At 62.3% G+C, this 19,831-nt stretch carries 13 protein-coding genes, 1 tRNA gene and 2 pseudogenes; 11 read left to right on the top strand and 5 right to left on the bottom strand.

The window, feature by feature from the left end; translation table 11 throughout:
• Positions 1-24: 24 nt before the first annotated feature.
• The 7 genes and pseudogenes from HNS03_RS11245 to HNS03_RS11215 all read left to right on the top strand — a co-directional run.
• Positions 25-1,143: an efflux RND transporter periplasmic adaptor subunit gene (locus HNS03_RS11245; protein WP_367195359.1), complete on the top strand. Its 1,119-nt coding sequence runs from the start codon at positions 25-27 to the stop codon at positions 1,141-1,143.
• Positions 1,140-4,415 carry an efflux RND transporter permease subunit gene (locus HNS03_RS11240; RefSeq protein ID WP_367195358.1) on the top strand — a complete coding sequence of 1,092 codons (3,276 nt, stop codon included), beginning with the start codon at positions 1,140-1,142 and terminating at the stop codon, positions 4,413-4,415. Before HNS03_RS11245 ends, HNS03_RS11240 begins: the two co-directional genes overlap by 4 nt.
• 274 nt (positions 4,416-4,689) lie before the next feature.
• Positions 4,690-6,621 (top strand): ABC transporter ATP-binding protein/permease, encoded by a 1,932-nt coding sequence (locus HNS03_RS11235; protein WP_367195356.1) that lies wholly within the window; start codon positions 4,690-4,692, stop codon positions 6,619-6,621.
• A gap of 169 nt (positions 6,622-6,790) precedes the next feature.
• Complete coding sequence (locus tag HNS03_RS11230) at positions 6,791-7,636, top strand: class I SAM-dependent methyltransferase (protein ID WP_367195355.1); 846 nt, start codon at positions 6,791-6,793, stop codon at positions 7,634-7,636.
• A 33-nt stretch (positions 7,637-7,669) separates the two neighbouring features.
• Positions 7,670-8,557: a 3-deoxy-8-phosphooctulonate synthase gene (kdsA, locus tag HNS03_RS11225; RefSeq protein WP_367195353.1), complete on the top strand. Its 888-nt coding sequence runs from the start codon at positions 7,670-7,672 to the stop codon at positions 8,555-8,557.
• A 286-nt stretch (positions 8,558-8,843) separates the two neighbouring features.
• A tRNA-Lys gene (locus HNS03_RS11220) sits at positions 8,844-8,919 on the top strand.
• Between the two features lie 368 nt (positions 8,920-9,287).
• Positions 9,288-10,076: pseudogene (locus tag HNS03_RS11215) on the top strand (IS3 family transposase); the annotation flags it as partial.
• A 110-nt stretch (positions 10,077-10,186) separates the two neighbouring features.
• Here the strand turns inward: HNS03_RS11215 and HNS03_RS11210 are convergent.
• From HNS03_RS11210 to HNS03_RS11200, 3 genes are all read right to left on the bottom strand, one after another.
• Complete coding sequence (locus HNS03_RS11210) at positions 10,187-10,612, bottom strand: tripartite tricarboxylate transporter TctB family protein (RefSeq protein ID WP_367195352.1); 426 nt, start codon at positions 10,610-10,612, stop codon at positions 10,187-10,189.
• Between the two features lie 66 nt (positions 10,613-10,678).
• Positions 10,679-11,650, bottom strand: a complete 972-nt coding sequence (locus HNS03_RS11205) for a Bug family tripartite tricarboxylate transporter substrate binding protein (RefSeq protein WP_367195531.1) — start codon at positions 11,648-11,650, stop codon at positions 10,679-10,681.
• A 53-nt stretch (positions 11,651-11,703) separates the two neighbouring features.
• Positions 11,704-13,206 carry a tripartite tricarboxylate transporter permease gene (locus HNS03_RS11200; protein WP_367195350.1) on the bottom strand — a complete coding sequence of 501 codons (1,503 nt, stop codon included), beginning with the start codon at positions 13,204-13,206 and terminating at the stop codon, positions 11,704-11,706.
• A gap of 322 nt (positions 13,207-13,528) precedes the next feature.
• On the opposite strand from HNS03_RS11200, the gene HNS03_RS11195 reads away from it, so the two are divergent.
• The 4 genes from HNS03_RS11195 to HNS03_RS11180 all read left to right on the top strand — a co-directional run bounded on the left by HNS03_RS11195 (position 13,529) and on the right by HNS03_RS11180 (position 18,136).
• Complete coding sequence (locus HNS03_RS11195; protein ID WP_367195348.1) at positions 13,529-14,749, top strand: LysR family transcriptional regulator; 1,221 nt, start codon at positions 13,529-13,531, stop codon at positions 14,747-14,749.
• A gap of 217 nt (positions 14,750-14,966) precedes the next feature.
• Positions 14,967-15,857 carry a DUF1932 domain-containing protein gene (locus HNS03_RS11190; RefSeq protein WP_367195347.1) on the top strand — a complete coding sequence of 297 codons (891 nt, stop codon included), beginning with the start codon at positions 14,967-14,969 and terminating at the stop codon, positions 15,855-15,857.
• Between the two features lie 41 nt (positions 15,858-15,898).
• Entirely contained in the window at positions 15,899-16,066 is a 168-nt protein-coding gene (locus HNS03_RS11185) for a hypothetical protein (protein ID WP_367195345.1), read from the top strand.
• 561 nt (positions 16,067-16,627) lie between these two features.
• Positions 16,628-18,136 carry an O-antigen ligase family protein gene (locus HNS03_RS11180; protein ID WP_367195344.1) on the top strand — a complete coding sequence of 503 codons (1,509 nt, stop codon included), beginning with the start codon at positions 16,628-16,630 and terminating at the stop codon, positions 18,134-18,136.
• A gap of 982 nt (positions 18,137-19,118) precedes the next feature.
• On the opposite strand, the pseudogene HNS03_RS11175 reads toward HNS03_RS11180, so the two are convergent.
• Positions 19,119-19,397, bottom strand: a pseudogene (locus tag HNS03_RS11175) (MerR family transcriptional regulator); the annotation flags it as partial.
• Between the two features lie 19 nt (positions 19,398-19,416).
• A complete protein-coding gene (locus tag HNS03_RS11170) occupies positions 19,417-19,740 on the bottom strand; it encodes an integration host factor subunit alpha (RefSeq protein ID WP_367195530.1) in 324 nt (107 codons plus the stop codon).
• Between the last annotated feature and the right edge of the window lie 91 nt (positions 19,741-19,831).

Genomic DNA, 19,831 nt, shown 5'->3' with positions numbered 1-19,831 from the left:
CGGCTTTCGGAGAGGACCGACTTCATGCGCTTCAAGATCAACGGATCATTCGTCGCGGCTGCGGTCATCACCGCCGCGATCGCCGGGTGGATGAGCACCGGCGACGTGGTGATCGGCGGACAGGCGAACTCCGAGAATGCAGTTCCGCCGCCGGCAGAACGGACCGCGCAGGCGGAAGCCGAACCGTTCCGTGTGGAGGTGACCACCATCACCGCCGAACCGCGCCGCACGACCCTGAAAATGCGCGGCCGGACCGAGGCTGACGCTCGAGTGCCCGTTCGCGCGGAAACCCGCGGCCGGGTCGCCGAACGCCGAGTCTCCGCCGGCGACGCCGTGGCCGAAGGCGATCTCTTGTGCCAACTCGACAAGGGCGTACGCGAGTCCCAGCTCCTGAAGGCCAAAGCCGAGGCTGCGCGCGCGAAGCTCGACTACGAAGCGGCAAGCAAACTGAGGGAACGCCAGTTCGAATCCGACACCCGCGTGGCTGCCACCAAGGCTGCGCTGGACGCGGCGAACGCGACCGTCGACGAGGCGCAACTCGAACTCGACCGGACCTCCATCCTCGCTCCCGTCGCCGGAACGGTCGAAAGCCCGATGACGGAAACAGGCGAGATGCTGTCGGTCGGTGATGTTTGCGCGACGATCATCGACGTCGACCCGATGACGGTGACCGGACAGATCTCAGAGCGCGACATCGGCAAGCTCTCCTCCGGAATGGGCGCCACTGTCTCGCTGGTGACCGGCGAAACGGTGAGCGGCGACATCACGTTCATATCCAAGGCAGCCGATCCCGACACCCGCACCTTCACCGTCGAAATCGAGGTTCCGAACCCCGACGCGACCTTGCGCGACGGCGTGACGGCGCTCGCCGATATCCCGCTGCCGGCCATTAGCGCGCATCGCCTGTCGCCGGGCGTACTCACCCTTGCCGACAGTGGCGCGGTCGGAGTGCGCACCGTGGACGACGACAACAAGGTCCATTTTCAGCCGGTGACGATCCTTGGCCAGGACACCGGCGGCATTTGGGTCGACGGTCTTCCGGACACCGTCACGGTCATCACGGTGGGCCAGGACTACGTCGTCGAGGGCGAAGAGGTCGAACCGGTTCCCGCCGGGACCGTGAAGATCGGAGCGCGCTCGTGATCGACGCTCTCGAACAGATTATCCGCCATCGACGAACGGTGCTGACGATCATGGTCGTCAGCATCGTTGCCGGCATTTTCTCCTATCTGGCCATTCCGAAAGAGGCGAACCCGGACATCGACGTACCGGTGTTCTACGTCTCGATCGGCCAGCAGGGGATTTCGCCGGAGGACGCCGAACGCCTGCTCATTCGGCCGATGGAGACCGATCTCAGGAGCCTCGATGGACTAAAGGAATTGACGGCGATCGCGGCGGAGGGCCACGCCGGAATCGTGTTGGAGTTCGAGGCCGATTTCGACAAGGATACGGCACTGGCCGATGTTCGCGACAAGGTCGACCAGGCCAAGGCGGACCTGCCGACGGAAGCGGATGAGCCAGTCATCCACGAGACCAACTTCTCGCTGGTGCCGACGATTACAGTCGCCCTTTCGGGCGACGTCCCGGAGCGCACGCTCTATCGCCTCGCCCGTCAGCTCAAGGACGAAATCGAGGCGATCCCGTCGGTGCGCGAGGCCAACCTAGCAGGTCATCGCGAGGAGCTTCTGGAAGTCGTCATCGATCGCACGGCGCTGGAATCCTACGGCGTGACCCAGGACGAGCTCCTAAGCGCGCTCACCCAGAACAACCAGCTCGTGCCCGCCGGCTTCCTGGATACCGGCCGAGGACGCTTCCAGGTGAAGGTGCCTGGGCTCGTGGAAACCCGCGAGGACGTGTTCTCGCTACCGATCAAGCAGAACGCCGAGGGTGTCGTGACGCTGGACGACATCGCCGACGTCCGCCGCACCTTCAAGGACCCGTCCAGCTACACGATGGTGAACGGCAAGCCTGCGATTGCCATCAACGTGGTCAAGCGGCTCGGCACCAACATCATCGAGAACAACGATGCGGTGCGGGCGGTGGTCGCCGAGGCCTCGAAGGATTGGCCTTCAACGATCCGCACCGACTACCTGCTGGACCAGTCGAGTTTCATCTACGAAGTGCTGGGATCGCTGGAGTCGTCCATCATTACGGCGATCTGCCTGGTGATGATCGTGGTGGTCGCCGCCCTCGGGGTGCGCTCCGCCCTGCTCGTCGGGCTCGCCATACCGACCTCCTTCCTGCTCGGCTTTCTGATCCTGACCGCGCTCGGCATGACGGTGAACATGATGGTCATGTTCGGCCTGGTGCTCACCGTGGGCATGCTGGTCGATGGCGCCATCGTCATCGTGGAATATGCCGATCGCAAGATCGTGGAGGGCATGCCGCGCAAGGAGGCCTATATCCGCGCCGCGCGGCTGATGTTCTGGCCGATCACCTCCTCCACCGCGACCACGCTGGCCGCCTTCCTGCCGATGCTGCTGTGGCCCGGCGTCGCCGGCGAGTTCATGAGCTATCTGCCGATCATGGTGATCATCGTTCTGACGGCGGCGCTGGTCACGGCGATGATCTTCCTGCCGGTCGCCGGCGGCATTTTCGGGCGCGGTAGAGCCTCCGCCGAAGAACAGGCGGCGGCGAAGCGTCTGAGTGCGGCGGAAGACCTCGATCCCGATCACATTCCCGGTCTGACCGGTCTCTATGTCCGTGGCCTGCACTGGCTCGCCGGCACCGTCGCCGGCAACATGGTGACGCTGGTGGCAATCGTTGGGGTCTCGGCCGGCGCCATCATGGCGTTTGCCCAGAACGCCGAGGGCGTGGAGTTCTTCGTGGATGAAGAACCGGATGTCGCTGTCGTGCTGGTTTCCGGCCGCGGCAACATGTCTGCGTCCGAAGCCCTCAATCTGGTGTCACGAGTCGAGCAGGAAGTGCTGGCGATCGACGGCGTGGAAAATGTCGTCATGAACGCCTATCCGAGCGGCGGCTCCTCCGGCGAAGGGTTCAAGCTCGACGGCGTCAACGACAAGCCGGCCGACGTGATCGGCGAATTGCAGCTCGAACTCGCCGATTTCTGCTGCCGGCGCAAATCGGCGGAGATCTTCGAGGAGATCCGCCAGCGCACCGCGCCGATCCCCGGCATCAAGACAGAGGTCCGCAAGATCGAAGGAGGGCCGCCGACCGGCAAGGACATCCAGCTGGAGGTCAAGAGCAACACCTACGACACCGTCAAGCAGGTGACCGGAGATCTGCGCCGGCACTTCGAAACGGTTGTCGGCCTACGCGATATCGAAGACGACCGCCCCCTGCCCGGCATCGAATGGCAGCTCGACATCAACCGCGAAGAAGCCGGGCGCTTCAACGCGGCGATCGCTCCGGTCGGGTCGATGGTGCAGCTCGTGACCACCGGCGTCCTCATCGGCACCTACCGACCGGACGATTCCGACGACGAGATCGATATCCGCGTCCGCTTCCCGGAGGATCAGCGCACCATCGACCAGTTCGAGAGCCTCCGGCTCAAGACGCCGAACGGCATGGTTCCGATTTCGAACTTCGTGAAGGTGGCGCCGGCACCGCGAGTGTCGTCGATCACCCGCAAGGACGGCTCCTACGCCATGAACGTCAAGGCGGACGTGATCGAGAGCGAAGGCTACGACCAGAACGTCATCATCGGCGAGATGCAGGAATGGCTCGACAGCCAGGACTGGCCGTCCGGGGTCTCCTTTCGGTTCCGTGGTGCCGACGAGGATCAGAAGGAGTCCGGCGAATTCCTGATGCGGGCGATGCTGGGCTCGCTGTTCTTGATGTTCATCATCCTGGTGACCCAATACAACTCGTTTTATCAGACCGCGATTACGCTGTTCACCGTGGTGCTGTCCGTGGTCGGCGTGCTGATCGGGATGACGATCACCGGGCAGAAATTCTCCATCATCATGACCGGTACAGGCGTGGTGGCGTTGGCCGGCATCGTGGTGAACAACGCCATCGTGCTGATCGACACCTACAACCGCATGCGCGAGGACGTGGCCGACCCGGTGATGGCCGTCCTGAAGACCGCCGCCCAGCGGTTGCGCCCGATCATGCTGACCACGATCACCACGATCGCGGGCCTGGTGCCGATGGCGACGGAGATCAATCTGGACTTCATCAACCGCACCATTGCGGTCGGCGGCATAACCTCGATCTGGTGGGTCCAGCTTTCGACCGCGATCATCTTCGGTCTCGGCTTTTCCACGTTGTTGACGCTGGTCGTGGTCCCGGTGGCACTTGCCGCCCCTTCGGTCTGGAGCAGCAAGGCCGGCGCGCTCTGGAGACGCATCCGTGGCCGCGGCAAGCCAGATGATCGTTCCGGCGGAGGAACGGAAGGTTCGAGTAGCAATCCGTCACCTAGCGGTCCCGGCCTTCCACAGCCTGCCGAATGAGAGCGAACCGCCGCCCGCGCTTGATGCCGGGCGGCGGGGTCGTATATCTCAGAGACAATAGACGTTCTAAAACGAGCTGCGCGGTTACGTTCTCTCCTAGCTAGCGACGCGCGACGATGCCCTAAGAGGCTGGCCGGTCGCGGGTCGGAACTTCGAGACGCCATCGGGTCCCGCGCCATCCGTTCGCCCTTTTTCTTCCCGGCCGAACCCGACCGCATCGTACGGCATTCGCCGTCGTTGCCTTCCTTATTCGGCCGGCGCTCTAGAGTTCGTTATGACCTCATCGTCTGATCCTCGAAAGCGCGTCACGGCCGACCGTGGCCAGCTTCTGCGCGCAATCCAGGCGCTTTGGCCCTACATGTGGCCGTCCACTCGTCCGGACCTTAAGCGCCGCGTCATGATCGCGATTCTGGCGCTCGTCCTTGGCAAAGTCATCACCGTCCTCGTCCCCTACGCCTACAAATGGGCGACGGACGCGCTCACGGCCCCGCAATCGGACGGCGGCGCGGGGGTCCCTGGCTTCCTGAGCGTGCCGATCATGCTGGTGATGGCCTATGGCGCCGGCCGCATCCTGATGATGACCTTCAACCAGGTGCGCGACGCTCTGTTCGCCCGGGTCGGCCAGCATGCCGTGCGCGGCATGGCCTATCGCACCTTCGTGCACCTCCACGACTTGTCGCTGCGCTTTCATCTGAAGCGACGGACCGGCGGGCTGTCGAGGATCATCGAGCGCGGCACCAAGGGCATCGAGACGATTGTCCGCTTCACGATCCTGAACACCCTGCCGACGATCCTGGAGTTCGCGCTGGTGGCCGTGGTCGTCGCCTACCAATTCGACCTCTGGTACCTGCTCGTCATCGCCCTCACCGTCGTCTCCTACATGACCTTCACCTTGGCGGCATCCGACTGGCGCATCCGGATTCGCCGGGAGATGAACGAGTCCGACACCGACGCCAACTCCAAGGCGATCGACTCGCTCCTGAATTTCGAGACAGTGAAATATTTCAACAACGAGGCGATGGAGACGGCGCGCTTCGACGAGTCCATGGCGCGCTACGAAGGGGCAGCGATCCGGATCTGGACGTCGCTCGCCTGGCTGAACCTGGGCCAAACGTTCATCTTCGCGATCGGTATGACCACCTGCATGGTGATGTCGGCGCGCGCGGTGATGGCCGGCACACAGTCCATCGGCGACTTCGTCATGATCAACGCGCTCCTGATTCAGCTCTCCATCCCCCTGAATTTCATCGGCTTCGTCTACCGGGAGATCAAGCAGGCGCTGGCCGACATCGAGGCCATGTTCGGCGTGCTCGACGTGGACCCGGAGGTGCGCGACAAGCCCAATGCGCCGGCGCTTTCCGTCACGGATGGCGCGATCGGGTTCGAGCACGTCTTCTTCAACTACGACCCCGACCGGAAGATCCTGAAGGACGTCTCTTTCGAAGTGCCGCCGGGCCACACCGTGGCGCTGGTCGGGCCTTCGGGGGCCGGCAAGTCCACGATCTCACGGCTGCTTTATCGCTTTTACGACGTGACCGACGGCCATATCCGCATCGACGGCCAGGATGTGCGGGACGTTAGCCAGCAGTCGGTGCGCGCGGCGATCGGCATCGTTCCGCAGGACACCGTGCTCTTCAACGACACCATCGCGTATAATATCCGCTACGGCCGTCCCGACGCCACCGACGCGGAAGTTCACCAGGCCGCGGAAATGGCCCAAATCGCGGATTTCATCGAAACTCTGCCCCAGGGCTATCGGACCGAGGTCGGCGAGCGGGGACTGAAGCTCTCCGGCGGCGAGAAGCAGCGTGTCGCGATCGCTCGAACCATCCTGAAAGGCCCGCCGATCCTGATTCTTGACGAGGCGACCTCCGCCCTCGACAGCCGCACCGAGCAGGAAATCCAGGCGGCGCTTGACCGCGTCTCGGAAAATCGCACCACGCTCGTCATTGCGCACCGGCTTTCCACGATCGTACGTGCCGACGAAATTCTGGTGTTGGAGGCCGGCCGTATCGTCGAGCGTGGCACGCATCTGGAGCTGATCGAGCACGGTGGCGTCTATGCGCAAATGTGGAATCGCCAGCGCGAAGAAGCTGATGACGAAGAGGTCGGCGCTGATGGCGACGCCGCCAACGAGGCCGATGACGATGTGTCATCCAACTGGATCGAGCCAAGTGCCGAAGAAGTACTGACCAGCAATCGCTAATCGGCCAGGATGCATCTTGATCTGCGCGTCCCACGGCCCCTGCTCTTTTCGGTAATGTTGCATCCTGCTCCAATGGGAGGACGCCGCGGCTTTTGGTCCGTCTGGACGCGAGCCTGCGAACCGATCACAAGAGTCGGTGCAATGCTCCGTTGCTCAGGGGAGGACGACGGTGCGCGAGAGTTGCGATCTCGGTCTTTCCGGTGTGTCCCAGACGCTTCTGGTGCCGCTTGCTGCGCGCGCCCTTGCCCGCCGTCTATTCCCGGCGGCCGGGTTTGCCGACGTGGCGGCCGAACGCGCGATGGAAACGTTGGGAATCGAGCCCACCTCGGTGATCTCCGATCCCTTGAGCATTCTCGGTTTCATCATCCGCTCACGCCTGCTCGATCGGCTGACGAAACGCTTTCTGGCTGAACACGAAAACGCGGTCGTCCTGGACCTCGGGGCCGGCTTTTCTACGGCCTTCGAGCGGTGCGGAGCGAGCGATGCGACCTGGATCGAGGTCGATCTGCCGGCGGTGACCGAGCTCCATCGCCGGGTCGTACCGGCAGACGCACGCAGACGACGCATCGCCGCCTCCCTCGAAACGACCGACTGGCTCGTCGCGTTGGAGCTACCGGATGCACCAACCCTTGTGATCGCCGAAGGGGTCCTGCCTTATCTGTCGCGACCGGCCATCGTCAGTCTGTTTCGTGCCCTCGCCGACCGGCTTTGCGGGCGTACCAGCGTGCTGCTTTACGATACCTTCTCCTTTCTGATGGTGGGAACCGCCCGTTACCACCCTGCGATTGGACGGCTGACGCGCAAGGATCCGACGATCGAATTTCGCTCCGGGGTCCGCACGCGTGCGGACTTCATTTGGGGCGAGCCACGCTGGCACCTAGATGAGATCCACGATGTTTTGGCCCAGCAGCCCCCGCCGGTTGCGCTGTGGAGCGGAATCGTGGATGCGACCTTCGGCGTTCCACTCTATTGCGTGGTCCAGCTTCATCTCGACGCGCCCGCACCGGGAGAGTAGGAACCTCCGAAACCCAAGTTTGGAGTTGACGATATGAACGCCCCGATCACTCCCGAGGTCGAAACCCCGGACACCGACGTGGAGATCCGAGGGGTTCGCTTCGCCAATTCCGCCCCGCTGTCGCTGATTGCCGGGCCTTGCGTCCTGGAAAGTCGAGCTCACGTGCTGGAAATGGCGGCGGCGCTGAAGGAGATCACCGAAAAGCTCGGGATCGGCTGCGTGTTCAAGACGTCGTTCGACAAGGCCAACCGGACCAGCCGCAGCGGTGCGCGTGGGTTGGGACTGGAGGCTGCGCTTCCGATCTTCGCCGAGATCAGAGAAGGTTTCGGACTGCCGGTGCTGACCGACGTCCACGAAAGCCAACAGTGTGTCGCCGTCGCGGAATGTGTCGACGTCATGCAGATTCCGGCTTTTCTCTGCCGACAGACCGATCTTCTGATCGCCGCGGCCGAAACCGGCGCCGTGATTAACGTGAAGAAGGGGCAGTTCCTGGCGCCTTGGGACATGGCCAACGTGGTGGAAAAGATCACGGCGGCCGGGAACACGCGCGTGCTGGTCACCGAGCGCGGTGCGAGCTTCGGCTACAACACCCTCGTCTCCGATATGCGCGCCCTGCCGATTCTGGCAGCCACCGGCGCTCCGGTGATCTTCGACGCCACCCATTCGGTGCAACAGCCGGGCGGTCAGGGCTCGGCTTCGGGCGGAGATCGCCGTTTCGTGCCGGTGTTGGCGCGCGCCGCCGTGGCGGTCGGTGTCGCCGGCGTTTTCGTGGAGACCCATGACGATCCCGACCGTGCACCCTCGGACGGGCCCAACATGGTCCCGCTTAAGGCCCTACCGGACCTTCTGTCCGACCTGATGGCGATCGACCGGGTCGCAAAATCCCGTCCGCTGGACGCGGAGCTGTTCGAAACAAGTTGAGCGGAAAATCACTCTCGGCCGGGCGGTGAAGGTCGCATTTGCCCAATTCGCGCGATTGGATGGGGATCGGCTGGCCTCGTGCGGTTGACGAGGCGTCGCAAACCCACTACCCGAAACCCGTGCGGCGCACGTCGCACAAGCGGGGCGGCTTGTCGCCTTGCCTTCGATCGAACCTCGCGGCACGTCGTTTGCGGATCGCAACCGAACCTGGCCCTGGGTGCCAGAATGGCCGCGGCGAAGATCGAGATCGAACCCTAACTCGTGGACCTCTCCTCGGGCGGTTCGGGTGCCCGTAGCTCAGTTGGTAGAGCATTCGACTTTTAATCGAATGGTCCTCGGTTCGAGTCCGAGCGGGCACACCATTTTTTCAATGACTTAGCTGAGAATTCGGCATACGGCGCGCCCGCAAACTCGGCCCCGGGTAATCCTCAGGGTAACAAACCGAGCGTTCCAACGGCCGCTCTTTGCGTGATCCGATGGAGCTGTCCACCCGCGGACCAGCGCCCAGCGCTATGGGATTCGATCTCCTCGATCGATAGACCAGCAAGCGGCAGCATCTGCACAGCTATCTCTCTGACGGAACACCGCCGCCGGTTTCATTGCAGAAGCGGAACGCCTTCTCGGCACCCGTGGAGCACGGCACGTAGCAGGTCGCATCCTCGCCCATCTCCCGATACAACTCCTGCGCCAGTAGGCGCCTCTCCACCGCCAGGACCTCATTGATCCGTCAAAGCTCTCGCCGCGAGTGAAGCGGGACCTGGCGCTGAAGCCGGAGATCGAGCGTGTCTTCGCCGAGAACTTCGAGGTTTATGGCGCCCGCAAGGTCTGGCGACAGATGACGCGCGAAGGGGTCGATGTTGCTCGATGTACCGTCGAACGGCTGATGAAGGGGATAGCTCTCCAAGGCGTCATCCGCCGCAAGCCGATCCGGACGACGATCCAGAACACGTCGGCGCCATGCCCGCTCGACCATGTGAACCGGGTCTTCCGTGCCCCGGCACCGAACAGGCTGTGGCTCTCGGATTTCACCTACGTCTCGACCTGGTCAGGCTTCGTCTACGTCGCCTTCGTCATCGATGCCTATGCCCGCCGCATCGTCGGCTGGCGGGTGAGCCGGACCGCTCATGCCGGCTTCGTGCTGGACGCTCTGGAGCAGGCGCTGCATGAACGACGACCCGTCCACGGCAGCGGACTGGTGCACCATAGCGACCGCGGCTCGCAATATTCCAGCATCAGCTACACTGAACGTCTCGCCGAAGCCCATATCGAACCCTCCGTCGGCAGCGCAGGCGACAGCTACGACAACGCTCTCGCCGAGACGATCAACGGCCTTTACACGGCCGAGGTCATTCATCGACGCGGGCCCTGACGCTCCTTCGAAGCCGTCGAGATCGCGACGCTAAGCTGGGTTGATTGGTTCAACAATCGCAGGCTGCTGGAGCCCATCGGGAACATCCCGCCCACCGAAGCCGAGGAACGCTACTACGCCATGCTCGGTGAGCAAGCCATGGCGGCCTGACTTAAACCAAACAGCCTCCGGGGATGCCGGGGCGGTTCATCATGCAGTGTCGCGATACAATCAGGGGCCTATCAAGACCGCTCTCGCCGTTGCCATGAGAGACACCGCCTTCACGGCAACGGCAACTCCAACAGCCAGCCAAAGCCGAACCATGTGGTGACGAAAACCGTGGCGGCCACCGTGCCCGCGCGCAGCCACCGCTCCGGCCCGTCCATCAAGAGGACTCCCAGCAAGCTCGCCGCAGCAAGGCCGAGCGCCAACGGCACCCATTTGATAAGGGCAATCGTCAGCCCGAAAAGCCCCAGATAGATCAAGCCTCGCCTGCGCGCGGCGCCCTTCGCGCTGTCGCGGTTGCTCCAAATCTGAACCAGATAGGTTAGCGAAAGCACGATCCCGCAGGCGGCGATGATGACCGGGAGGAAAGCGCCGCCGACATCGCCGCGCGCGTGGGCGGGACTGAGATTCAGGGCGAGAATGACCACGATGCCGAAAAATGCCGTCAGCACCACGCCGGCAAGATACCCTTGCCACTTCATTTCAGCCCTCCGTCTTGTCGAGAGCGCAGGGCAGAGTTGCCCTGCGCCGCTTCGTCTTCGAACGCCTTATTCGAGGATGCCCGCGTCCTTCAGGAACTGTCGCTGGCCTTCGAGCTGGCCCTTCGCCATTTCGGTGAAAGCTTCTTCCTTCAGGTCAGGGCTATTCTGCTTCCGGTTTTCCTGAAACTGCTTCCACTCGTCGGAGGCGGTAACCTTGTCCAGCGCAGACTGGATTTCCGCCACCACGTCGTCCGGCGTGCCCGCCTTAACGGCGACACCCCGCCAGACCGAGTCGACGATATCGAAGCCCTGTTCCCCGAAGGTGGGCAGATCGGGGAAGTATTCCGAACGCTCCTCGCTGGTGATGCCGAGCAATTTCACATCACCCGAAGTCACTTGGCTCAACCCGGAAGAGGGCGTCATGAAAGCCGCATCGATATGGTCGCCGAGCAAGGCAAGCGGCACTTTTCCGGATGCATCGTGCGGGATCCAGCCGCTCTCGAAACCGGCCTCCTGCATGAGTTGGTAAAGCACATATTGGTGGAAGCCCGCAGGCGCGTGGCCACCTACGCGGAGGCCGTTCGGATTGGCCTTCATGTAGTCGACGAAATCGTTGACCGAGGTGAGTTCGCTATCCTCGGCGACGGCAAGCGAGGATGGCTCCGACTGCATCGCCCGCAGCAGGCGCAGATCGTCGATCTCGAACGGGATCAGTCCTTGGGCGATACCGAAGGTCAGCGTGCCCGTCAGGATCAGCAAATGATAGCCGTCCGCGGGCTGCGCCATGATCGTGGCCACACCGACCGCGCCGGAACCACCAGGACGGTTTTCCACCGTGGTCTCCCACCCTGCCTTTTCCTCGAGCAATCGGGCCAATTCACGGCCATAGGCATCGAGCGCGCCCCCCGTCCCGGCCCAGACGACGAGTTTGACGGTCTTGTCGGGATAGTTGCTCTGCGCCTGGGCGGTCGGGGCCATGCCAAGCGCCAATGTCGCGGCCGCAGCGGTCGCCAAAAAAGTCCGTCTGAAAAGCTTCAAAGTCATACTATTATCCTCCCGTGGATTGTGGTGGTGGATGATCTTTCGTGCGCTTAGCTACGCTCCGTCCCCAAGCTTGAGCGCGCAGATTTTCGCCAATGCCGCCAGACGGGCAGCAACAGGCTCACCAGGGACAGCAGCAGGAAAAGAAGACTAATCGGATCGGTAACGAAGATCGCGTAGCTGCCCTGTGAGGTAACGAGCGCCGACCGGAAATTCATCTCGATCAGATAGCCCAGCACCATGGCCAGAACGACAGGCGCAACCGGGAAGCTCAGCTTCTTCATGACATAGCCGACAAACCCGAAGCCCAGCGTGATCCAGATATCGAAGGTCAGGTTTCGCAAGGCAAAGGCACCCAATATCGCGAAGGCCATGATCCCGGCTGCGATCACCGAATTGGGGAGCCGCACGACGCGCGACATGACCGGCAAGGTGAGCGAGCCCACGATGTAGAGGGCGATCGATGAGGCGATCACGCCGAACAGGATAGTGTAAACCAGCCCGGGCGCCTGATTGAACAAGTCCGGTCCCGGATTGAGCCCATGCATGATGAGCGCGCCGACGATGACGGCGGTTGTCGGCGAACCGGGCACACCGAGGGCCAGCAACGGCACCAGCGCCCCGCCGACGGTAGCATTGTTCGCGCTTTCCGGTGCCGCAACGCCCTTGGACTCACCCTCTCCGAATTTCAGACCAGGATTGCGACGAGAGGTGTAATCACGCGCCACCCAGCACGCGATGTTGCCGCCGACGCCGGGAAGAATGCCCAACAGGGTGCCAATGACCGAGCCGGAAAGCATCGTACCGGCCAGCCGCTTCCACTCTGCAGCTTTCAGAAAAACGTGGTTCACTTTGGCGGTGACGTCGGGGCGGCCATCCTTGACAGCACTTTCGGCAATGACCAGCGCCTCCGACACCGCGAAAAGGCCGATCAACGCAGTCAGGAACGGCACCCCCTCGTAAAGCTGATAATAGCCGAAGGTGAAGCGAGGCAGCCCCGAGATCGGGTCGATCCCGACGAAGGCCACGACAAGCCCCAGGACGGCTCCGAGCAACCCCTTGATCAGCGAGCCGCTGGAAAGCGCGGCGACCGACGTCAGCCCGAACAGTGCCACCGCGAAATATCCCGCGGGGCCGAATTGCAGCGCGATCCGCGCCAGAGGTTCCGCCAGCGTCAGCAACGCGATCCCCCCGACGACGCCGCCGATCATGGAAGCCGACAGCGAAACACCGAGTGCCTCGTTCGCACGCCCCTTCCGGGTCATTTCGTAGCCATCCACCGCCGTGGCGGCGGCCGCAGCCGTGCCTGGCGTCGACAAAAGGATGGCGCTGACCGAACCACCATACTCGGCGGCCACATAAAGCGAGATCAGCAGCAGCATCGAGAGCTCAGGCGACAGGTTATAAGTAAACGGGATGAGAAGGCTGATACCGATGGAAGGTCCCAGTCCCGGCAACGCGCCCACAACGATTCCGATGGCCGCACCGGCCACAAGGGCAAGCAGCCCCTGAAACGAGGCCAGAATCGACAGCGCATCGAGAAGGCCGCTCATGTCCCGCACCTTCCCATTGCGTAACAACAAGGACTGCGACAGTCGCGCGCCGCTCCTCGCACCCCCCTGCCTTTCTTCATTGAGCTCATGTTTTTTTTCACATTTGCAGCTATTCAGCGACGTCTCCAACCATGGCCGGACAGATTGCCGACGATGCAGACGTATCGCTGTTTTTCCTCCAGCTCCCCTCGGGAGCAGGCCTCCAACCGCTGTGGACGGCGTCCTTCAGCAGGCTAGGCAAGGCCTCTCGTTGATGCTTCCTCGCATGCCCGGTAAGTTGAATGCTCATAAAAGCTCCATTGGAAGCCATAACTATTTTCGAATGAAGGCCATCAATGCCGTCAATTTGAGACACCTGAGAGCGTTCAATATGATCTGCGAAACAGGCTCCATCAGCCTGGCGGCCGACCATATGAACATGTCGCAGCCGGGCATCTCCCAAGCCGTCGCCAAGCTGGAAAAACGCTTCTCTGCGCGACTGCTCACCCGGCGAACCGCCGGCAGCTTTCCCACGCCCGAGGGCGAGATACTGTATCGCCGTGCAGCCCGTCTGTTCCGGCAACTGCGAGAAGCGGTTCTGGCGGTGGGAGGGCGCAGCTTGATACGGCAGCCCGACGCGATCGATCCCATTCTCAAGCGGATGACCGCGGTACAGTTGCGGGCGCTCCGTCTGCTGTCGCGCTACGGCACCCTGCGCGAAGCCGCCCAGGCGGAATCGATCTCGCTTTCCACCCTGCACAGGGCCGCGCATGATCTGGAGAGCAATATCGGCGTCACGCTCTACCTGCGCGGGGCCGCCGGTTTCACGCTGTCGGAACAAGGCAGGGAACTGGCCCGGCGCTGCCAGGTGGCGCTGAACGAAATTTTTCAGGCCGAAGAGGAGATCGTCGACCACACACGATCCACAGGCGGTCGCGTTGCCGTGGCCACTCTGCCGCTCGTGCGCACCGCGTTCCTTGCCCAGGCAATCTCCTACGCGAAAGCCGAACGGCCCGATCTCGAGTTCAAGATTCTGGACGGCGCCTACGAGGCTATGCTTGCGGCGCTCACACGAGGCGATTGCGATATGCTTTTCGGTGCCCTGCGGGGCCCGGCGCCAAGTCCGCACGTGATCGAGCGCAAGCTTTTCGATAATCCCTATGCCATCGTCGGCCGCGCCGATCACCCGCTCAACCGGGCCGATGTCACCCGGCAGGAACTTGCCCGCATGGACTGGGTCATTCCCCGGCACGGTACTCCGATCCGGGATGCCTTTGAGCAGATATTCGCCTCCATTGACGTTACGCCGAAGGTGGATATCGAGGCCTCTTCGATGGTTCTGATCCGGTCGCTTCTGCTCGACAGCGACCGTTTGACCCTTCTTTCACGGCGCCAGATCGCAGTGGACGAGCGGGCAGGCTTGCTGGGTGTCATCCCCTACCCTCTTCCCGAGACAAGCCGACCGATCGGCATCACCACCCGTGCAGACTGGCTGCCCAGCCCCGGCCAGCGCAGTTTCCTGGGCGCAGTCGAAAGAGCACTGAAGCAGCTCGATACGATGTAGTCCGGCCGGCGGACACAGGAAGACTTCGCATTTCCAATTCCCGTTTGCGGAAAATCAATACCCACTTCTCTGACTGGTCCACGTATGGGAGAGCCGAAGAGCCCCCAAATGCGCCACACAAAAGCGTGGCCCAGACCTGCCGGAGCGGCCCGCGGCAGGAGTAAATACCCTTATTTTTCAATCTGAAGCGTGCTGTCCGCGCCAAAACAGGGAGACTATGACCTTGAAGATCGCATTCATAGGATTTGGTGAAGCCGCCCGGGCCTTTACCGATAGCCTCTCCACCAAAGAAGGGGTGGAAATCACCGGGGCTTATGACGTGAAGACCGATGGTGAAATCCGCTCCGCCGCCGCGGAGCGTGAGATCCGCTTCTGCCCCGACTCAGCCGAGGCGATGGAGGGAGCCGACTGGATCATCTCGGCGGTTACGGCCAATCAGAGCCTCGAAGCAGCAAAAACCGCCGCACCGGCACTTCGGCCGAACCAGGTCTTCATCGATATCAACTCGGTATCACCCGGACGTAAGCGTGAGACAGCGACGCTTATTGAGGCGCAAGACGGCAGCTATCTCGACATGGCGGTCATGGCGCCAGTCCATCCGCGCGGCCACTCCACCCCGGTGCTGATTGCCGGCGCCTGCGCTTCCGATCTCGCGCCTGAACTCGATGCGCTGGGCTTCAGGCAAGAGCAAGTCGGCGACACGCCAGGCGCGGCCACGGCGATCAAGATGGTCCGTTCGCTTTTCGTGAAGGGGCTGGAAGCGTTGACGGTCGAGGCCGCGCTCGCCGCCACGGCGTCGGGCTGCTACGATCGCGTAATCGGCTCGCTTGCGGCCAGCTATCCTGGCCTCGGCTGGCCGGATATCATCAGCTACAACCTCGAACGCACCCTGAAGCATGGCGCCCGTCGGGCCGCGGAGATGCGGGAAAGCGCCCAGACGCTGGACGCGCTCGGCTTAACCGGTGGCCTAGCCGACAGGATCGCCGATGTGCAGGACGCCATGGGCGCACTCCCTCGCGAGGCGCCCGCCGAAGGAGGGCTGCAGGACGCCCTGCGCGAACTGCTGGAGCTTCGGCACGCCGCAGACGGATTTTCCACCAAGGGCTGATCAGGAAGTTCGCGGGGAGCGATTACCGAAGAAGACAGCCCATGGCCGATTATGACGCGTTCCTCGGCGCACTCTCGGCCGACGGTTTCGAAGGCGCGCTGTCGCGGCGGGCTTCCGACTGGGTGGTGATGGCAACAGACAATTCGATCTATCAGGTCGAACCCTATGCGGTCTCCCTCCCACGCGTAGCGCTCCGTCTGATCAGGTAGGTTGGAACGTCGGCGGGAACGGATCCCAGGCACTTATGAAAGCCCAGGAGAGCCTCACAGGGGATCGCGATCTGTCGGGACGGGTTCAACCTGCTCCACCAGCACGATGTGTCGAGTGGGCACACCAATTTTCTCAATGACTTACGAGATCTGGCGCTTCATCGCGCGGTCCAATTCGGGGCCCGAAGCGCTGCTGCTCGAAAGGCTGAGCCCGGTCGGACGCGCCCCTCGTCGGGACCTTTTGGCCTGAATCCATTGGGATTTCGACGCCTCAAACGATAGCATCCCAAAATGGCTGTTTGCACCGTTTGAGGAAAAACCTCGAAGGAGGAAGAGTGCCCTACTCGACGGTATTAGAGCCTTTTCCACTGAGATGGAAATACCCGAGTGAGAGAAAATGGCTTTAGATTCAATAACTTGAGTGAGTCAATTCGAGCGATAAGGACTTACTCTAGGAAGCCGTTTGGATCGAATCGATCCAGACTCATAAGATCTGATTGTCTTCCTGGTTTAAACAGGATGCGGGGCGGAAAACCGGTTCCACTTTCGACGGGTTAGACCTTGCGACCAAAACGCCTCTCCCGAAGCCCCTTCTTTCGCGCGTCGCCCGTAGAAGCGCCGTTCATTGCGGCAGGCCCTCGCCCACTGATCTTCAGGGGCTCGGACGGAAATTCGCTCGGGTCGCCTTCGTACCGTCCGCGCACGTCTGCCGATGCAAGGCTTGAGACCTTCCTGTCATGGTCGGCGGCCGTTCTCCTCATTGTCTTCGTCTTTTTCGAAGTCATCGGCTTCGGTGCCTTAGCGTCGGGCGGAGCTGCCGGGGCGGAGGCGCAAGGCGACAAGATCCGCCAGTTGGTGCTGATGGGCCTATTTGGCTGGTCGATCGTACTTGCGCTCGTTCGGTCGCAGGCGGCGATGCGCCTGGTTGTGGCAAGCTGGCCCGCACTTTTGGTGCTGGGGGTGATGACGGTCTCTTTGTTGTGGTCTCAGTTTCCCGGGCTGACCGTGCGCCGCGCCATGGTGTTCTGGATCTATCTCGGGATCGGGATCGGGACGTCCGTCTGGATCACCTCCGCCACGCGCTATGTTGGCATTTGGGCGCTCGCTTGCGGCATCGGAGTTATCGTCGACCTGTCGTCGGCTGTCGTGCTTCCCGACATCGCATGGACAGATCTCGGCTTTGCCGGGCTGCATTATCAAAAGAATTCCGCAGGGCTGTTCGCCTTCGTGGCGCTGGTCTTTCTTGCCGCTGGTGGATTCGCCTCCCGCACCATGCCGACCAGGCTCGCCGCCTTCCTCGTCTTCGGCCTCGGCCTTGTCTTTCTCATGCTGACCCGATCGAAGAACGCGATCGGCTTTACCGTCATCATCGCGCTCGTCGTGCTGCCCATGTTGATGCTGGCGCGGTCGGGACGAAATCGCTGGCTTATTTTGGTGGCCCTTCTGGGCGCGTTCACTGGGCTGATGCTGTTGGTGTTGGGCCTTCAGGGATGGAGTTTCTGGGACCTTCTGGGAAAGGTTTCGGGCGATTCCACCTTTACCGGGCGGAATGAACTTTGGGCGGCCGCGCTCAGCTATATCGGGGACAATCCGTTCCTCGGTCGCGGCTTCGGCGCCCATTGGTCCGTTCCGCCGGACGCCCATCCGCTGCTCAACAAGTACGGCTGGTGGAGCAGCAACTACGACGATCTGATCTCCTACAACCAATCGCATAACGGCTATCTCGATATCGCCGTCCAGCTTGGCGTGCTGGGAGCGGTCGTCGTAGCCGTTTTCCTGGTCTCCCTTGCCAACACGATCTGGATCATTTTCCAGCTTGGCGCGCGCCACGGCGAGGATCCGGTGCCGATCTATGCCGTGAGTTGTCTCATGATCGGCATCTTGTCGCTCAATCTCTTTGAGAGCACCTTGTTCTTCCCGTCGGCCCCCCTCGGGGCAGTGTTTTTTTTGGTCTCGATCTACCTGACGAGCTGGCGGCTCAATCTCAAGCAGGACATTGGCGCGCCTCGAGAGATCTCTATCTCCGAGCCCCAACGCAAACCAAACTCCGGTCCCTGGATCAGGCCTTGAGTTTCGGAGCTTTGTGAATGTCGTGCCGGGGTTTTGCGAAGATCGGATCCCACTCCTTAGCCGACGCGTCGCCCGCCAAAAATCAAAGGGATCGTTACCCCTTTGTCATAGGGCATGCCTAGGAAGAGACGTCCGCACGGGGATCGCGTTCGCGATCGCCTAGCAACTCAGAGCATCAGGCGAACGGTCTGCATCGCCTGATGCTCTCGTTTTTTTTTTGCTAGACCCGTTCCGCATTTACCGGAATCCCGGAGCGGCTCTAAGTTATTGCTTCGACGTGTTTCCGGAGGGCCAACCGGTTTCCACTTGGCCTGGAAACGCTCTAGCGGATCGGTCTTGCGGACACCAGAAGTCACTTGAGGGCCGGCGCTCAGCGAACGCGGTCGAGAAGCCGCTTGCATTCCAAGAGTTCGAACAAAGCGGCCTGGAGGTCGCGCACGTCTTCTCGCGACAAGCTCGTTCCCTCGCCGCCGGAACGAGCGGAATGCGGATCGCGCTTCAGCCGGTCGAGAAAGCGAAAGCCGGAACCGGACTCCGGCGTGTCGGATTCCGCGTCGTCGCGCAGAATCCCTTTCGGAAGTTCCTCGCTCTCATAGGACTCAAATCCGTCGTCCGGCGCGTCGTCGGGATCGGCAGCAGCGCCAGCCATGGGTGGTGCGGGCGCCTCCTCCCAATCCTTCTCGAGCTCCACCTCATCAGCCGGCCGCTTCGCCGCCCTCTCCGGCAGGCGCTTCGGGACCTCTGCCTTTCCGCGAGCACCTGAAAACACGGGGAAGTCGTCGTCGCTCTCCTCGGCGGCGGGCTTCAATGCTGGCGGTCTTGAGATCCCGCCCCGCAAATCCGGCTGGGCATCATGGGGGGTATCGGGAAATGGAAAGAAGGACTGAGCCTCCTCCATATTTTCGGAGAAACTGGCCGGCTTGAGCCGTGGTGGCGGAGCTTCGGCGACAGCCGGCTCAGCCTGGCCCCGGCCGATCGCGGCAACATGACGGGGCCCCTGTTCGCGCAACACCTTCTGCACCCCACGGATCGTCAAGCCTTCGGAATAAAGCAGATGGCGGATGCCGCTTAAGAGCTCGATGTCCTGGGGGCGATAGAAGCGGCGCCCCCCTGCCCGTTTCAAGGGTTTGATCTGGCCGAACCGCGTCTCCCAGAACCGCAGCACGTGCTGCGGTAAGTCGAGCTCGGCCGCGACTTCGCTGATGGTTCGGTAGGCCTCCGGACCCTTCTGGTCGCTCGAGGCATCTTGCGACGGCGCCATTCCTTCGGGCCTTCGGGATCTACTCGCTTGGTTGCAGTCCCGTCGTCGCCAGCGCGTCGTTGATCCGCTTCTTCAAGACGTTGGACGGCTTGAACACCAGAACACGACGTGGCGCGATCGGCACTTCCTCGCCGGTTTTGGGGTTACGGCCAATCCGCTCGCCCTTATCGCGAATCACGAAAGTGCCGAACGACGACAGTTTGACCGGTTCTCCGCCAACCAGCGTCTCCGCGATCTCTTTGATGACCATCTCGACAAGATCGGCGGACTCCGTCCTGGAAAGACCGACCTTTTGATAGACAGCCTCGCACAGGTCCGCCCGTGTTACGGTCCGTCCCGACATGGCTTCCTCGCGGATATGGATGGTCGGCATCCGAACCGGTCGCCGACAGACCTTCGCAAACGTATTGCGCAAGTGCCTTCCGGTCAACCGC

The organism is Amorphus sp. 3PC139-8 (genome assembly GCF_040750475.1).
In the GTDB taxonomy this organism is placed as follows: Bacteria; Pseudomonadota; Alphaproteobacteria; order Rhizobiales; family Amorphaceae; genus Amorphus.
Note: the sequence above shows the minus strand (reverse complement) of the source record. Positions and strands in the feature narration are given on the sequence as shown.

Bases quoted from the DNA above. Each gene is read 5' to 3' on its own strand.
- HNS03_RS11170 (WP_367195530.1), bottom strand. From the start codon at position 19,740: ATGTCGGGACGGACCGTAACACGGGCGGACCTGTGCGAGGCTGTCTAT.
- HNS03_RS11200 (WP_367195350.1), bottom strand. From the start codon at position 13,206: ATGAGCGGCCTTCTCGATGCGCTGTCGATTCTGGCCTCGTTTCAGGGG.
- HNS03_RS11245 (WP_367195359.1), top strand. From the start codon at position 25: ATGCGCTTCAAGATCAACGGATCATTCGTCGCGGCTGCGGTCATCACC.
- HNS03_RS11195 (WP_367195348.1), top strand. From the start codon at position 13,529: ATGAAGGCCATCAATGCCGTCAATTTGAGACACCTGAGAGCGTTCAAT.
- HNS03_RS11185 (WP_367195345.1), top strand. From the start codon at position 15,899: ATGGCCGATTATGACGCGTTCCTCGGCGCACTCTCGGCCGACGGTTTC.
- HNS03_RS11235 (WP_367195356.1), top strand. From the start codon at position 4,690: ATGACCTCATCGTCTGATCCTCGAAAGCGCGTCACGGCCGACCGTGGC.
- HNS03_RS11210 (WP_367195352.1), bottom strand. From the start codon at position 10,612: ATGAAGTGGCAAGGGTATCTTGCCGGCGTGGTGCTGACGGCATTTTTC.
- HNS03_RS11190 (WP_367195347.1), top strand. From the start codon at position 14,967: ATGACCTTGAAGATCGCATTCATAGGATTTGGTGAAGCCGCCCGGGCC.
- kdsA (WP_367195353.1), top strand. From the start codon at position 7,670: ATGAACGCCCCGATCACTCCCGAGGTCGAAACCCCGGACACCGACGTG.